Here is a 15521-nt window from a genome sequence, read left to right as displayed (position 1 = left end):
GTCGGGGGCAGGGGCGGGGGGTCAGTCCTGGGCGCGGCCGGTGGTGAGGCGGGCGAGGATGAGCGCGAGCAGGATGATTCCGCCGTAGATGGCGTCGATCCAGAACGACGGCACCTGGGCCATGGTCAGCATGGTCTTGACGACGCCCAGCAGGAGTACGCCGGTCAGGGCGCCGAACATGGTGCCCTTGCCGCCGTCGAGGCTGATCCCGCCGATCACGGCGGCGGCGAACACCGTGAAGATCATGTTCTGGCCCTGGTTGGCGCCGATGGCACCCACGTAGCCGGTGTACATCAGACCGCCGATCGAGGCGAGGACACCCGCGACGGCATAGACGCCGAGCCGGACGCGGTCGACAGGGATGCCGGCGGCGCGGGCCGCCTCAAGGTTGCCGCCGATCGCGTACAACGAACGGCCCACCCGGTGGTACTTGAGCACCAGCCCGGCGATCGCGAAGGCCGCGGCGGCCACCCACACGGAGATCGGGATGCGCAGGAACGTGGTGGTGGCCAGCGAGAAGAACGCGTCGGGCATGCCGAACAGCGTCTTGCCCTTGGTGGCACCGACCAGCAGCCCACGCAGGATGATCAGCATGGCGAGGGTGACGATGAACGCGTTGAGCTTCACCTTCACCACGAGGATGCCGTTGAAGGCACCGATGGCCGCGCCGACCAGAGGGATCGCCAGGAGGGCGAGCCCGGCCGGGAGTTCCGTGCCCCAGCCGGCCTCGGCGGCCGGCAGCACCAGCAGCGCCGCGACCGCCGGCGCGATGCCGACCACCGACTCCAGCGACAGGTCGAACTTGCCGGTGATGAGGACCAGCGACTCGGCCAGCACCACCATCGCCAGCGAGGCCGACGAGGCCAGGATGGAGATCAGGGTGGCCTCGGTGAAGAAGGAGTCGTTCAGGAGGGCACCGAGCAGAAGCAGCAGCAACAGCGCAGGGACCAGGGCGAGTTCGCGGGCGCGGCGCAGCAGGACCGCCCTCGCCGCCCGGGCGTCGGGCATGCTCACCGGCTTCACCGGCGGGGCCTTGGTGTCAGCCATGGTCCACTCCTTCGATGGAGGCGATCAGCTCATGGTCGCGCCAGCCCGCCGGATGTTCGGCGACGACGCGGCCGTGGAAGAGGACGAGGACGCGGTCGCAGCGCCGCAGGTCGTCGAGTTCGTCGGAGACGACCAGGACCGCGGTGCCGTCCTCGCGGGCGCTGTCCACGCGGGCCAGCAGTGACTCCTTGGACTTCACGTCGACGCCCGCCGTGGGGTTGATCAGGACGAGCAGCCGGGGGTCGGAGGCGAGGGCGCGAGCCATGACGACCTTCTGCGCATTGCCGCCGGACAGGTCGGAGACGGGCTGCTCGGGGCCCTCGGTGTGGATGTCGAGGCGGTCGATCAGCTCGGCGGCGAAGCCGCGCCTGCGGTCGGTGCCGATGAACCCCAGGCGGCCGAGCCGGTCCAGGACGCTCATGGTGGCGTTGTCGCCGATGGTCATGCCGGCGACCAGGCCCTGGTCGTGCCGGTCGCGCGGGACACAGCCGACACCGGCCTTCAGGGCGGCCCGCACCGAGCCGAACTGCAGCCGCTCGCCGTCCAGTCGGGCGGTACCGCCGGTGGGTGTGCGCAGGCCCGCGATGGCCTCCGCCAGCTCGATCTTTCCGCTGGCGCTGGATCCGGCGAGCCCGACGACCTCGCCGCGGCGGACGGTCAGGTCGATGTCCTCGTACGACTCGGAGGTGAGCCCGCGGGCGTCGAGGAGCACGGGCGCGCTGTCGTCGACGAGCCTTTCCTGTACGGCCTGTTCGGCCATCGTCTCGAGGGACTCCCCCGCCATGGCCTCGATCAGCGCCGCCCTGGGCAGGTCGGCGACGGGTGCGGTGGTGATCCAGCGGGCGTCGCGCAGGACGGTGACGGTCTGGCAGACCTCGTACACCTCCTGGAGGTGGTGCGAGATGAACAGGAAGGTGACACCGGAGTCCTGGAGCGCGCGCATGCGGCTGAAGAGCCGCTCGATCTCGCGCTTGTCGAGCTGGGCGGTGGGCTCGTCCAGGATGATGAAGCGGGCGCCGAAGCTGAGCGCCCGGGCGATCTCCACCATCTGGCGGTCCTCGACCTTGAGGTCGGCCGTGCGGGCGTCCGGGTCGACGTGCACGTCCCAGGTGTCGAGGAGGGCGGCCGCCTCGGCCTTCAGCCTTCGCCAGCTGATGAAGCCGCGGTGCAAGGGCTGCCGGTTGATGAAGAGGTTCTCGGCGACCGTCAACTCGGGGACGACCGTGGGGTGTTGGTAGACGCAGGCCACCCTGCGGCGCCAGGCGTCGCGGTCGGCGGGCGGGGGCGCGGGCTCGCCGTCGAAGCGGACCGTGCCCTCGTCGGGCGCCTCCAGGCCGGTGAGGATCCGGACCAGGGTCGACTTGCCGGCGCCGTTGCGGCCGACGAGGGCGTGGGACTCGCCGGACAGCACGGTGAGCCGGCCGTCCGCGAGGGCGGTGGTGGGGCCGTACCGCTTGACGATGTCCCGCGCCTCGGCGAGCGGGGTGCTGGGGCTGCTCATTTGACCGTGTTGCCCCAGAGCTTGGGGTCGTCGACGTTGTCCTTGGTCACCAGCGGCGCGGGCAGCTGGTCCTCGAGGATGCCGCTGGGCAGCTTGACGATGGTCGAGTCGTGGTCGGTCGGGCCGGGCTTGAAGGTCTTCCCCTCCATCGCCGCCTTGATGTAGTACATGCCGTACTTGGCGTAGGCGTCGGCGGGCTGGGAGACGGTCGCGTCGATCTCGCCCTTGCGGATGGCGTCGAACTCCTGCGGGATGCCGTCGTTGGAGACGATGGTGATGTGGCCCGCGGTGCCGGCCTTCTTCAGCAGTCCCTTGGCTTTCAGGGTCTGCAGGGTCGGCGCCAGGTAGACGCCGCCGGCCTGCATGTAGATGCCCTTGATGTCGGGGTTGGCGTTCAGGAGGGTGTCGAGTTTGGAAGCGGCGGCGTCGGACTCCCACTTGGCGGGGATCTCAAGCACCTTGAGCTTGGGGTACTTCTTCTTCACGCAGTCGCGGAAGGCCTGGGAACGGTCCCGGCCGTTGACCGAGGCCAGGTCGCCCATGATCTGCACGACCTTGCCGCTGGTGATGTGCCCGCCGAGGTAGTCGCAGGCCTTGGTGCCGTAGGCGACGTTGTCGGCGCGGACGACCATGGCCACCTTGCCCTTGTCGGGCGCGACGTCGACCGCGACGACCGGCACGCCCTTGCGGTCGGCCTGGTCGAGGCCCGCCTCGATGGCGGCGCTGTCGAGCGGGGCGACGACCAGGCCCTTCACGCCCTGGTTGAGCTGGTTGGTGATGTCGGTGATCTGCTGGGACGGGTCACTGTTGGAGTTGACCGTCTTGAGCGCGTCGACGCCTTCGGACTTCGCCATCTTCGGCACGTAGTCGTTGTACGACTGCCAGAACGGCGAGGTCAGCAGGGGCAGGATCACCCCGACCTTGCCGGTGCCGCCGCCTCCGGCGCTGCCGGAGTCCCCGGTGTCCTTGGTGCTGCCGCACGCGGCGAGTGCGAGCGAGGCGCTCGCGGCCACGGCCATCACACCGACCATTCGAAACCTGTTCCGCTTCCCCACTGTCCTGCCGGGCATCTGGCGGCTCCTCGTTGAGCGTGTTCGAGCAGATGCCCGCATATTTATCAGACCACTTCCCCGAAACAACACCCTGCGACACCAGATTTTCGCGAGTTCTGACGGTATTGGTCGGACCACCCTCATGGTTAGACTGCGGCGCACCGGGTGACAGGAGGATTGGCGTGGACGAGACCGCCCCGCAGAAGGGCACGGTGACGCAGCGCGCCATCGAGCGGATCAAGGCGATGATCGGCGAGGGCCGTCTGGAGCCCGGCCAGCGGTTGCCCACCGAACGCGATCTCGCCGCCCAGCTGGGCATCTCCCGCAGCTCGATGCGCGAGGCCATCCGCGCGCTGACGGTGCTCGGCGTGCTGGAGGCCCGGCACGGCTCCGGCATCTACGTCACCCAACTGGAGGCCGGCGACCTGCTGGAGACGTTCGGGGTGGTCGCCGACCTGTCCCGGGGGCCGCGCCTGGTGGAGCTCCTGGAGGTGCGCCGCATCCTGGAGTCGACGGCCACCGCGCTGGCGGCCGCCCGCATCACGCCCGACCAGCTGGCCGAGGTGGAGAAGCACCTGACGGCGATGAACGCCACCGACGACCCGGAGGTGATCCTCGCCCACGACCTCGCCTTCCACCGCGAGATCGCGGCCGCCGCGGGCAACGACACCATGGCGGCCATCCTGGAGGGCCTGTCCTCCCGCACCTTCCGCGCCCGTGTCTGGCGCGGCTACCAGGAGGAAGGCGCCTTCGCCAGGACCCGCCGTGAGCACGCGGCGATCCACCGCGCCCTGGTGGCCCACGATCCGGAGGCGGCACGGGCGGCGGCGGCCGCGCATGTGGGCGAGGTGGAGGAGTGGCTGCGGGCGCAGCTCGGAGGCCAGGCGCGCGCGTCGGCCTCGCCGCCCTGACGGCGCCCTGCCGTGCGGACCGCCCTCGGCTCCGGTCGTCGCCTACGGTGTAGTCATGCGATGTGCCATCTCCATCCCGCAGTTCTATCGAGACGGCCAGTTCGATCCGGGAGCGTTCCGCGAGTACTTCGCGAGGGCCGAGGACCTCGGATACCACAGTGCATGGGCGCAGGACTCGACGTTGGGGGCCGGGTCGGTGCTGTCGCCCATGGAGGCCATGACGTACGCCGCCGCGTGCACGACCCGGCTACGGCTGGGCACCACCGTGTTCGTCAGCACGCTGCACCAGCCCGTGCACTTCGCCAAGGCGCTGGCGACCATCGACCAGATGAGCGGCGGCCGACTGGAGGTGGGGGTCGGCTCCGGCGGTCCCCACCGGCCGTTCGCCGCGTTCGGCATGGACAAGGCCCGGTACCTGGCCCGGTTCACCGAGGGCATCGCCCTCACCAAGGCCCTGTGGACGCAGCCGAGCGTCACCTTCGACGGCGAGTTCTGGCAGCTGGAGGACGCGGTGCTGGAGCCTAAGCCGCTTCAGAAACCGCATCCTCCGCTGTGGTTCGGCGGATCGAGCGAGTCGGCGCTTCGGCGTGCGGTGCGGCTGGGGAACGGGTTCTTCGGTGCGGGGTCGTCGACCACGGCCGCGTTCAGGGAGCAGGTCGCGTACGTCACCGAGGCGGCGGCCGAGGCGGGCAGGACGGACTTCCCGATCGCGAAACGCGTCTACATCGACATCGACGCGGACGCAGGGCTGGCGCGTGAGCGGGTCAACGCCGGTCTGGCCCGCATCTACGGCCGTCGCATTCCCGGCATCGAGGCCGCCGCGATCGCCGGCACCCCGGACGACTGCGTGGCCGCCGTCCGAGAGGTGATCGACGCGGGCGCGGAACTCGTCCTGTTCACACCGATCGGCGACCCCAGCGCCCTCGCGGAGCGCATTGCCACCGAGGTGATCCCGGCACTGCCGGTCTGACCTCGTACAAGCAGTGGCTGCGCTCGCGGGCTGAGACCCGGTGCGCGCAAGGTGCCGCGTTCAGTTGCTCGCCGCGGGCAGCGAGGCACTGGCGCGCTGCCCCTGTGTATCGGCCCACTCCCGCAGCTCGTTGTTGCCCACCTCCTCGATCGCTGTCTGCAGCGTGGCCCGCGCCGCCGCATCGCGTTCCGCGGGCGGCAGCAGCAGATAGCGGTCGACGGCTCGTCGCAGGGTCTCATGGGACTGACCGCCGGCGATCCAGCGTGCGCCCGGGTTGAACAACTGCCGTACGCCGGTGAAGAAGACGGCGCCGCCCGCGATCAGCGCGGTCAGCCAGGCCGGGGCGTGCAGCCCGGCCGCCACGACCGTCGCCGACGTGGAGGCGAGGGCGCCCAGTTCCGTGGCGTGGTGCAGCCGTCGGGCCCGATCGCGGGAGCGCCCGTAGAACGCCAGGTCCTGCCGCGCGAGCGCGAGTACCGGGTCCGGCTCCGCGGACCAGTCCGGGTCGGTGACCGTGCTTCGTCTCATCGGCACATCATCGGGGGCGCACACGCGCGGAGGAAAGGCCGACCGGGCGGCAACCCGGCCGGCAGTACACCGATCCCGCCTCCGGGCCGTCTTACGCATGCCGCACGTACGACGCGCGAGAACGACGAGGCCTGGCTGCCGACACCTCGGATGCGCCGCCGGGCCCGTGACCCCGTATCCGCACCCGTGCCGCAAGAGGAGCGGTGTCTCTCCCTTGCGGTACCCGCATTCCGGCGTATTCCCGACCCCCCGGTTCTCTGCTTAGCTGCCTCTCGACAGCGCGGAGCACCGGGGATTGCCGCTGTCACTCAACTACGGGGGTACGGCTGTGAAAGCCTCTCAGAGAATGTGATCTCTCCCAGGCGGAAGGCGGCGAACAGCGCCGTCCGCCCCGCCGTTTCGTAGCTGCCACCGTTTCCAGCGTTTCCCGCCGTGCGGCGACGTGTGCCCGCGCGGCGTGACGGACGCGCCCCGCCCCGTCCGGGCCCGGCCGCGCTCCGCCCTGCCCTGCCCGCCGTGCGACGGCCGGCAGGTGCCCCGACACGCCCCGAGCACGAAGGAGGGTTCCTCATGCCTGTCAACGACCCGCTGGACCTCGACCACCTCAGGTCGGTACTCGACCAGGCGGGCAATCCCTGGCACATGACCACGACCAGCATGACGGCGCTCACCGAGGAGCAGCGCGTGGTGCGCCTCGGCGTCCCCGTCGAGTCGGGCGACCGCTCCGCGATCGAGAGCGCGAAGCAGAGCAACATCGCGGCCGCCGTGTCCGCCACCGCCGACTCGGTGGGCGCGCCCGCCGCGTTCGACCTGCGCAACATCGGCGGCGTCAACTACACGACGCCCGTCAAGAACCAGGGCTCGTGCGGTTCCTGCGTGGCCTTCGGCACCGTGGGCATGATGGAGCACGTCACGCGCTTCAGCTACGGCGCGCCCTATCTGCCGGTCGACCTCTCCGAGGCGCAGGCGTTCTACTCCTACGGCCGCCAGGCCGGCCGCACCTGTTCCACCGGCTGGTTCCCGGAGCCGCTGGCCGACCAGGCGCGCGACAACGGCCTCACCATCGAGGAGTACTTCCCGTACACGGCGGGCGACCAGGACGCCTCCAAGCTCAACGCGGACTGGCCCAACCGCCTGGTGAAGATCCGCTCCTGGCAGTCCGTCACCAACAACCCGGCGGCGATGAAGGAGAACATCGCCCGCTACGGCTCCATCACCGCATGCTTCCTGGTCTACCAGGACTTCTTCAGCTACTCGAGCGGCGTCTACCGACACCGCACCGGTGACCTCGCGGGCGGCCACTGCGTCACGCTCGTCGGCTACGACGACGCGCAGCAGTGCTGGATCGGCAAGAACAGCTGGGGTCCGGGCTGGGGCGAGCAGGGCTTCTTCCGCATCGGCTACGGCGAGTGCGGCATCGAGACCTGGCACAACGTGGCGGCGCTCGGCACGCTCATCCACAACTGGCTGCCCGACCAGCGCATCCTCGCGCTGTGGAGCAACGAGACCGACGCCAACGTGTGGGCGTACGGCGAGCTGCGCGGCTGGCTGAACCTCAACGGCTCCGTCGGCGCGACGGATTCGGCGATGCTCGCCGAGCTGGCCGCGTCCAAGGCGAACGGTGCCAAGGTCGGCCTGTACGAGGACAACGGCAGCGTCCAGCAGATCTACGCCTGGTGAGACCGGGGAACCAGGGAGAGGAGAGCACGACATGAGCCCGCAGAACAGCGGCCCCAAGCAGCCGAAGCAGCAGCCGCCCTCGACGCGGTCGGTCCGCTCCGCGGCCGAGCAGGACGAGGCCGGGCGGCCCGTACTGCTGCCGCCGGGCGTGGACATCGGCCTGAACGGCAGTGCGCTCACCGCGCCGGGCAAGCCGGCCAGTGATGTGATGGTCGCACGCTTCGAGCAGACGGCGTCCGGCGAGGCCCGGCCGACGATCACACCCGAACTCCGCGGAGACCTCCAGGCGTTCGCGGCGGCGCAGGCCGCCACGGCGATCACGGGCACGTGGACGCAGAACGCGATCGTCGACGCGATGTGGTCGATCAACCAGACCCGCAACGCCTTCCTGCACGTCAAGGGCGGCGCCTGGAAGAAGATCTTCAACGGCAGCGACTGGGCGTTCACCGCGCTGACGACGCTGGCCTCCCAGGCCCGTCAGACGGGCCGGCCGATCTCCTTCCGTGAGGAGGCGGACGGCCTGGTCCACGAGATCTACCTGCTGTAGCCCTGCCCGGCGAGGGGCCGCGTCCGGGCAATGCCGGGCGCGGCCCCTCACGCGTCACTCGACGGTGATCCGCAGCGCGTACCGGTCGGCCACGTCCTCGCCCCACGGTTGCCTGAGCACGAGCTCGAGGCGTCCCTCACCGGCCTTGGTCGGCCGCAGCCGCAGCACCCGGGTGCCGCCGGCGCCCGGGGCGAGCTCTCCCGGCGGCGCATAGTCGCTGGCCGCCACCTCAAGGCCGCCCTCGATGCCCTCGACGTGCCACCGGTAGCCGGTGGTGGCGTTCTCGGCCAGCCGCACCACGAGGTCGTCGCCGAGCCCCACCCGCACCTCGCCGTCCTGCGCCGTCACCTGCACCTCACCCACGGGACCGCACCTCCTCGGCTCTGGTCCTATCGGTGTACCCCGCCTTCCGGGGCCTGGCCAGCCGGTGCGTCGGCCGGACCGACCGCGGTGTCAGAGCCGGAACAGGGCCCAGACGAGCTTTCCGCCGACGGCCCGCGGGTTCCATCCCCATGCGTCGCTCAGCACCGAGACGACCTGCAGTCCCCGTCCCGACTCCGCGAGTTCGTCGGCCTGCACGGCGGCGGGGATCAGGTCGCTCTCGTCGGTGACCGCGCACACGACGCAGGACCAGCGGTCCCAGTACGCAAGCCACAGTGCCGGCTGCAACTCCGTCTCGCCGTCCGCTGCTCGGCCGTAGCGCAGGGCGTTGCTCAGCAGCTCCGACACGGTGACCGCCACGTCCTCGACGCGTTCCCGCGTGGCCCGGTCGACGAGCGTGGTCCGCGTGAAGTCGCGGGCGATGTGGGCGGACTGGGCGATCGGCGGTACGGCGAGCACCGAGCAGTGGGCGGGCCCGGGGACGTCCGCGGAACTCGGTGGGAGGGGAAAGCTCAGCCCGGGTCCGGGCCGGCCGATGTGGTCCACGGCCTGGCACAGCCACTGCCAAGTCGCCTCGATACGCAGGGGGTTGACCGGTTGTGCGACTTGCTCTGCGGACATCGCGACCCCTGGTACCCCTGCGGAGAGAACAACCGAGCGCTACACCTGTGCGAAGTATCGTGCTACGTCCGGCAGTCCGCACGCAAGTGCATCGGCAATTACCGCTGCAATTGCAGATGATCTTGCGAGCAGCGGGCGCCGGGCGCTATCGTCCCGCACACCACCCGTGGATGCAATTGAAGATGCAATTGCAGCGCCGACCACGGGTCCACTCAACGCGACTACATCTCAAAGAGGTTCAGATGCAGCACGTGAGCAACGGCATGCCCGCCACCGAGCTGGCGGGGGCGGTCTGGCGCAAGAGCCACCACAGCAACCCCGAGGGCAACTGCGTCGAGCTCGCCGCCCTCCCGGACGGCAGCGTCGCCGTCCGCAACTCCCGCCACCCCCAGGGTCCGGCGCTCGTCTACACCGGCGCCGAGATCTCCGCCTTCGTCCGCGGTGTGAAGGACGGCGACTTCGACGGCCTACTCCCCGCCGGCTGAGGTCGGGCACACCCGCGGACAGCCGGAGGGCGCGGGCCACCGGTCGGCGCCCTCCGGCCACTTCACGCACCGCAGCCGTACGACGCCTCGGTGCTACCCTCCTTGGTTGAGTCCCGAACACATGCAGCAGCCGGTGCGGCGGCGAGGGGATGACCATGACGGCAGTTCAGCGAGAACCCGCTCCCTCCGGTGCCGACGTCCTGAGCCCGGGGCGCGGCGGGCCGACCGTGCAGCGCATCATGCTGGGCACCCGGCTGCGCCGCCTGCGCGAATCCCTCGGCATCAGCCGGGAGAAGGCCGCCGCGGCCATACGCGCCTCGGACGCCAAGCTGTGCCGCATGGAGCTCGGCCGCGTCGGCTTCAAGCAGCGCGACATCGCCGACCTGCTCACCCTGTACGGCGTCCAGGACCCCGCCGTGCGCCAGGACTTCCTGGACTCGGTGCGGCGGGCCAACGAACCCGGCTGGTGGCGGGCGTACGGAGACGCCTTCCCGACCTGGTTCGAGCAGCACCTGGGCCTGGAGGAGGCCGCCTCCGTCATCCGGACCTACGAAGTCCAGTTCATTCCCGGCCTGTTGCAGACCCCGGAGTACGCCGAGGCCGTCATCCGGCTCGGCCACCCCATCACCTCCCCGGACGCGATCGCCCGCCGGGTCGAGCTGCGCATGACCCGGCAGGAGCTGCTCTCCGGGCCGGACGCGCCGAAGCTGTGGGTCGTGGTGGACGAGGCGGCGCTGCGCCGCCCGCTCGGCGGGGCCGAGGTGATGCGCGCCCAGCTCCAGCACCTGATCGAGGCGGCCGCCTGGCCGAACGTGACGCTCCAGGTGCTGCCCTTCCACGTCGGCGGTCACGCGGCGGCCGGCGGACCGATCACCGTGCTGCGCTTCCCCGTGCCGGACCTGCCGGACGTCGTCTACCTCGAGCAGCTCTCCAGCGCCCTGTACCTGGACAAGCCCGAGGAGGTCGACCACTACCTCGCGGTCATGGACCGCCTCAGTCTGGTGGCCTCACCGGCCGTGGACTCGGTGCCCTTCCTCGAAAAGGTCCTCAAGGAGATCTGAGCCCGCCGCACCGCGAGAACCTCGCACCCGGCGCTTCGATCGCGCATTCGATTCATAGGGCCGGCGAGCAAGGCCCCCGCTGCCGGGTACTCGTACCCGGCAGAGAAGGGGGTCGGCAGATGCACGCTCTTGTCGACTGGCTCGCCGACCTGTCCGGGCCCGTGGTCTACCTCGTGATCACGGCCCTGGTGTTCGCCGAGGACGCGCTGTTCTTCGGGTTCGTCCTGCCGGGCGAGACCGCAGTGATCGTCGGCGGTGTGCTGGCCCGGCGGGGCAATGTGGAGCTGGTCTGGCTGACGCTCGCCGTCGTCCTCGCGGCGATCGCCGGGGACAGCGTCGGCTACGAGATCGGCCGGCGCGCCGGACCGCCGCTGCTCTCCCGCGGGCCCCTGCGCCGACGGGCCGAGCGGGTGGAGAAGGCGCGCGACCTGATCCGTCGGCGCGGTCCGGCGGCGGTCTTCGTCGGCCGCTTCGTCGCCCTCTTCCGCTCCCTCGTCCCGGCGCTGGCGGGCGCCTCGAACATGCCGTACCGCCGCTTCCTGCTCTACAACGCCCTCGGCGGCCTGGTCTGGGGCGTCGGCAACGCCGTCCTGGGCTATGCCGCGGGCGCCGCCTACGAACACGCCGAGAGCCTGGTCGGCCGCACCGTCGCCCTGGCCTTTGCGGCACTCGTCGTCGTGGCCCTTGTCGTCTGGCGCATCCGCAGGCACCGCCGCTCCCACTCCTGAGTCTGCCGACGGGCGGTCACCGGCGCGCCGACGCTCCCTGAACTCACCCATGCCACTCCACCTTGAACACCCACACGTGCTGTCCCGACCTCCGGGCCGTCTCGGGTACGTCGATCACCAGTGCCCCCTTGCTGACGGTCCAGGTCAGTGGCCGGTCGTGGCCGAGCATCGTCACCTTGTCGCCGGCGCGGATCGGCACCGGTGCCTCGACGGTGAGCTTCGCGCCCGGACGGGTCAGGGAGTGGACGTAGAAGGCCTGGTCCGGGCGGACCGTGAAGCGCAGGTCGTCGCCGAGCTGCGCCATCCGCGACCAGTACGTCGTGTCGTAGATCGCCTCGCCGTTGACCTTGAGCCAGGCGCCCGTCTCGCGCAGCCGGGTCTGCATGATCCGGGGGATGGTGCCGTCGGCGCGCGGGCCGATGTCGAGCAGGAAGTTGCCGTTCTTGGAGACGATGTCGACGAGACTGTGCACCACCTCCTCGGCGGTCATGTAGGCGTCGTCGGGGGTCGCGCTGTTGTAGCCGTAGCTGAAGGGGTCCAGGCCGCGGCTGGACTCCCACTTGGCGACGACGGTGTTCTCGTAGGTCGTGTACTCGGGGGTCGTGAAGTCGTGGAAGGCGATGCCCGAGCGGTTGTTGACCGTGACGTCGATCGGACGGGCCCGGTTCTTGGCGTGGTTGAAGTACTCGGCGAGGACGTGGAGGCTGTCGTTCACGCCGCCGATGTCGCACCAGATGAGCTCCGGGTCGTAGCCGTGGATCAGCTCGAGCAGCTGCGGGGCCTGGTAGTCCTTCACATAGTCCTTGCCCGCGGTGTATCCGGTGTACGGGACCGGTTCGAGGGTGTACGGATTGCGCGGGGCGTGACCCGTCCACGGGTTGTCGGGGTTGAACCACTCGGGCATCGAGAAGTAGAGGCCGCGGTGGAGTTCCGGGGCGTACCGCCGGGACGCCTCGAACAGCTCCTTGACCAGGTCCCGTTTCGGGCCCAGCTTCACGGCGTTGCGGTCGGAGACCTTGGTGTCCCACAGGGCGAAGCCCTCATGGTGCTTGCTGGTCAGCACGTGGTACTGGGCGCCCGCGTCCCTGAACAGCTCCACCCACGCGCGCGGGTCGAACTTCTCGGCGGTGAAGCGCGGGATGAAGTCGTCGTAGGCGAAGTCCTCGCCGTAGGTGGCCCGGTGGTAGGCGTAGGTGGGGTTGTCGGGGTCCTGCATCTGGTCCCAGTACCACTCGGCGTACTGCTTGCCGACCGGCGCCCAGGCGGGCACCGCGTAGACGCCCCAGTGGATGAAGATGCCGAACTTGGCGCCCTGGAACCAGTAGGGGGCCTGGTGGGCGGAGAGGGAGGCCTCGGTGGGCTGGTAGTCGGCCGTGCCGAGCGTCAACGGGCCCTTCTGTACGGCGACTTCGGTACCCCGTCCGGCGACGGTCACCGAGCCGTCCCGCCGCGTTCCGGGTGCGGTGCCCGTGCGGTTGCGGATGCCGACGCGGACGCGGGCCTGTTCGCCGGGGTCGAGGCGGCGGATCCTGGCGGGTTCGACGGTGCGGGCGCCGGGGACGTCGACCCGGACGGAGACGTCGTCGGCGGGCAGGACGGCGACGGTGCCCGCGTTGACGACGGTGGCCTCGACGCTCTGGGCGCCGGTGGCGGGCAGCAGGCAGTGGGTGGAGTGGGCGTCCCGGAGGGCCAACGCCCTTCCGTGGGCGGCGGGTTGGAGGGAAAGCGCGAAGACGTGCAGCGCGGTCTTGTTTGCCTCGGCCGGACTCGTGACTGGCAGGGTGACTGCGACGGCCTCGCGCTGCGGGTCCAGCCACACCTCCGAGGTGCCGATGCCCACGCCGTGTTCGTCCTTGGTGCCGTCCGGCTTGTAGCGGTAGGGCGCGGAGAGGGAGCCGCCGGCCGCGTACCAGTCGGCGCCGGTGAGGCCGGCGGTGCTGGTCGAGCCGTCGGCGTAGTGGACGGTGGCCTTGCCGGAGGCGTTCCCGTAGCTGCCGGCGGTGAGGAAGACGGCCGACAGATAGCGGCCCTTGGGCAGGCCGATGCGCTGGCCCAGTGCGACGAGGTTGTTCTTGGCGCCTGCCGTCGCGGCCGGGAAGAGGAAGGGAATGCCGTCGACCTCGACACGGCCCGCGGGCAGTTCCTCACCCGGGAACGTGTAGCCGGAGCCGTCGAAGTCGCCGCCGGGGGCGGAGGCGGTGTCGATGCCGTCGTTGTCGTAGAGACCGTCGAGCGGGACGGGGACCGGGTCGGGGACGGGGACCCAGCCGGAGGTTGCGACCTGGTCATCGGCCGGTTCGGCGGCGTGCGCCTCGGTCGCGATCGTGAGGGGCAGGGCGGCCGCGGCGGTGACTGAGGCGGCGGCCGTCAGGACCTGACGTCTTGGGCAGGGACTCATACTCATGAGCGGCTCCTGATTCATCCGATGTCTGATGATTGGATGGACTCCGGGACCTGTCAATGGGGCCTGATCGCACGATAGTTACCGCATTGATCGGATGACCGGCGAGTGAAGGCGCAATGACCGACGGACGCCCCGCAAAAAGTCCAGGAAGACCCACCCGAATGTCCCGGAGCGAGTGCTCTCGACGCGGGGGCCGCGGCGGGGCAGAGTGCTCTGCGTACTGATGAGTAGTCGCCTGCACCGCACCCCGAGGAGCGCCCGTGACCAGCTGGGTCGGCCGGACCGCCGCCGAGATCGCCGCCGCCGTACGCGAGAAGCGGGCCACGCCCCGTGAGGTGGTGGCCGAGCACCTCGACCGGATCGAGCGACTGGACGGACGGGTCGGGGCCTTCCGGGTGGTGCGGGCCGAGGCCGCGCTCGCCGAGGCCGACGAGGTGGCCTCCCGCGACGATCTGGCCGAACTGCCGCTGGCCGGTGTACCGGTGGCGGTCAAGGACAACCTCGCCGTGCGCGGCGAGTCCCACCGCGTGGGCTCCGCCGCGACGCCGGACACCCCCGCCACCGACGATCACATCACGGTGGCCCGGCTGCGCGCGGCCGGCGCGGTGGTGGTGGGCCTGACGAACGTGCCCGAACTGTGCGTCTTCGGCACCACCGAGGGCGTCCACGGCACCGCCCGCAACCCCTGGGACCTGACCCGCACGGCGGGCGGTTCCTCTGGCGGCAGCGCGGCCGCGGTCGCCGCCGGCCTGGTGCCGATCGCCCTCGGCAACGACGGCATGGGCTCGCTGCGCATCCCGGCCGCCAACTGCGGCCTGGTCACCATCAAGCCGGGACACGGGGTCGTCCCGGCGGGCATCAGCGACGGCGACTGGTTCGGCATGTCCGAGAACGGTCCGCTCGCCACGACGGTCGAGGACGCCCGCCTGATGCTGGCGGTGCTGGCGGACACCGGGGCGGCGCCGCCGTCCGAGCCCGCCATGCGCAAGATCGCCGTCTCACTGCGCAGCCCCCTGGCCGGCGTCACCATCAGCACGCCGTACACCACCGCGGCCCGCGACGCGGCCGGCGTCCTGATCAAGGCAGGTCACCAGGTCCGCCGCGACGACCCGCCCTACCCGCTCTCCCTGAGCACGATGTCCCTCGCCCACTGGACGGCGGGCACGGCGGTGGACGCCCAGGGGCTGGACCCGCGCCTGCTCAACCGGCGCACCCGGGTGCACGCCACCATCGGGCGCCGATTCCTGAGCAGCGTCCGGGGCGGCGACAGCCGGGAGCGACTGCGCCGCCGGATGGAGCCCTTCTTCGCCGAGTACGACGTGCTGCTCACCCCGGCGCTCGCCCGCCGCTCCCCCAGGTCGGTGGCCTGGCACGAGCGGGGCTGGCTGGCCAACGTCCTCGCCAACACCAACTACTCACCCCTGACCCCGCCGTGGAACCTGACCGGCTGGCCCGCCATGTCCGTCCCCTTCGGCATCCTGCCCTCCGGCGCCCCCTGCGCGATCCAGCTGGTGGGCCGCCCGGGCTCGGAGGCGATGCTCCTGGAGGTGGCGCAGCAACTGGAGAAGCTGCATCCGTGGCAGCGGACGGCCCCGCTGGACTGAC

15 protein-coding genes are annotated in these 15521 nt (G+C 70.8%); 8 read left to right on the top strand and 7 right to left on the bottom strand.

Annotated features, from left to right (window positions below; translation table 11 throughout):
• Positions 1 to 21 precede the first annotated feature (21 nt).
• From ACIBW9_RS18690 to ACIBW9_RS18680, 3 genes are read right to left on the bottom strand one after another with little or no spacing between them, the layout of a single operon-like run.
• Positions 22 to 1047: an ABC transporter permease gene (locus ACIBW9_RS18690; protein ID WP_398956258.1), complete on the bottom strand. Its 1026-nt coding sequence runs from the start codon at positions 1045 to 1047 to the stop codon at positions 22 to 24.
• Entirely contained in the window at positions 1040 to 2548 is a 1509-nt protein-coding gene (locus ACIBW9_RS18685) for a sugar ABC transporter ATP-binding protein (protein ID WP_398956256.1), read from the bottom strand. Before ACIBW9_RS18685 ends, ACIBW9_RS18690 begins: the two co-directional genes overlap by 8 nt.
• Positions 2545 to 3618 carry a sugar ABC transporter substrate-binding protein gene (locus tag ACIBW9_RS18680; protein WP_398956254.1) on the bottom strand — a complete coding sequence of 358 codons (1074 nt, stop codon included), beginning with the start codon at positions 3616 to 3618 and terminating at the stop codon, positions 2545 to 2547. The genes ACIBW9_RS18685 and ACIBW9_RS18680 overlap by 4 nt, the downstream gene beginning before the upstream one ends.
• Positions 3619 to 3782: 164 nt before the next feature.
• Between ACIBW9_RS18680 and ACIBW9_RS18675 the strand changes: the two genes are divergently transcribed.
• A complete protein-coding gene (locus tag ACIBW9_RS18675) occupies positions 3783 to 4511 on the top strand; it encodes a FadR/GntR family transcriptional regulator (RefSeq protein WP_398956251.1) in 729 nt (242 codons plus the stop codon).
• A 55-nt stretch (positions 4512 to 4566) separates the two neighbouring features.
• On the top strand, positions 4567 to 5481 hold the full coding sequence (locus ACIBW9_RS18670) for an LLM class flavin-dependent oxidoreductase (protein ID WP_398956249.1): 915 nt from the start codon (positions 4567 to 4569) through the stop codon (positions 5479 to 5481).
• Between the two features lie 60 nt (positions 5482 to 5541).
• Here the strand turns inward: ACIBW9_RS18670 and ACIBW9_RS18665 are convergent, their stop codons facing one another.
• Positions 5542 to 6009, bottom strand: a complete 468-nt coding sequence (locus tag ACIBW9_RS18665) for a DUF4231 domain-containing protein (protein WP_398956247.1) — start codon at positions 6007 to 6009, stop codon at positions 5542 to 5544.
• A 570-nt stretch (positions 6010 to 6579) separates the two neighbouring features.
• On the opposite strand from ACIBW9_RS18665, the gene ACIBW9_RS18660 reads away from it, so the two are divergent.
• Positions 6580 to 7689, top strand: coding sequence for a C1 family peptidase (locus ACIBW9_RS18660; protein WP_398956245.1), 1110 nt, complete (start codon positions 6580 to 6582; stop codon positions 7687 to 7689).
• A 31-nt stretch (positions 7690 to 7720) separates the two neighbouring features.
• Positions 7721 to 8236, top strand: coding sequence for a hypothetical protein (locus ACIBW9_RS18655; protein WP_398956243.1), 516 nt, complete (start codon positions 7721 to 7723; stop codon positions 8234 to 8236).
• A gap of 54 nt (positions 8237 to 8290) precedes the next feature.
• On the opposite strand, the gene ACIBW9_RS18650 is transcribed toward ACIBW9_RS18655, so the two are convergent.
• Positions 8291 to 8599: a protease inhibitor I42 family protein gene (locus tag ACIBW9_RS18650; RefSeq protein ID WP_398956241.1), complete on the bottom strand. Its 309-nt coding sequence runs from the start codon at positions 8597 to 8599 to the stop codon at positions 8291 to 8293.
• 90 nt (positions 8600 to 8689) lie between these two features.
• Positions 8690 to 9238, bottom strand: a complete 549-nt coding sequence (locus tag ACIBW9_RS18645) for an ATP-binding protein (RefSeq protein ID WP_398956239.1) — start codon at positions 9236 to 9238, stop codon at positions 8690 to 8692.
• 242 nt (positions 9239 to 9480) lie between these two features.
• Between ACIBW9_RS18645 and ACIBW9_RS18640 the strand changes: the two genes are divergently transcribed.
• The 3 genes from ACIBW9_RS18640 (at position 9481) to ACIBW9_RS18630 (ending at position 11512) form a co-directional block, all read left to right on the top strand.
• Positions 9481 to 9723, top strand: coding sequence for a DUF397 domain-containing protein (locus ACIBW9_RS18640; RefSeq protein WP_266951850.1), 243 nt, complete (start codon positions 9481 to 9483; stop codon positions 9721 to 9723).
• A 155-nt stretch (positions 9724 to 9878) separates the two neighbouring features.
• On the top strand, positions 9879 to 10784 hold the full coding sequence (locus ACIBW9_RS18635; protein WP_398956235.1) for a helix-turn-helix domain-containing protein: 906 nt from the start codon (positions 9879 to 9881) through the stop codon (positions 10782 to 10784).
• A gap of 119 nt (positions 10785 to 10903) precedes the next feature.
• Entirely contained in the window at positions 10904 to 11512 is a 609-nt protein-coding gene (locus ACIBW9_RS18630; protein WP_398956233.1) for a DedA family protein, read from the top strand.
• Positions 11513 to 11555: 43 nt separating this feature from the next.
• Here the strand turns inward: ACIBW9_RS18630 and ACIBW9_RS18625 are convergent, their stop codons facing one another.
• Positions 11556 to 13910, bottom strand: coding sequence for an alpha-L-fucosidase (locus ACIBW9_RS18625; protein ID WP_398956507.1), 2355 nt, complete (start codon positions 13908 to 13910; stop codon positions 11556 to 11558).
• Positions 13911 to 14176: 266 nt separating this feature from the next.
• Between ACIBW9_RS18625 and ACIBW9_RS18620 the strand changes: the two genes are divergently transcribed.
• On the top strand, positions 14177 to 15520 hold the full coding sequence (locus tag ACIBW9_RS18620; RefSeq protein ID WP_398956231.1) for an amidase: 1344 nt from the start codon (positions 14177 to 14179) through the stop codon (positions 15518 to 15520).
• Position 15521: the final 1 nt, after the last annotated feature.

Origin of the sequence: Streptomyces sp. NPDC049541, assembly GCF_044465725.1 — a bacterium.
Classification (GTDB): Bacteria; Actinomycetota; Actinomycetes; order Streptomycetales; family Streptomycetaceae; genus Streptomyces.
This window is presented reverse-complemented; position numbering and strand designations above follow the sequence as displayed.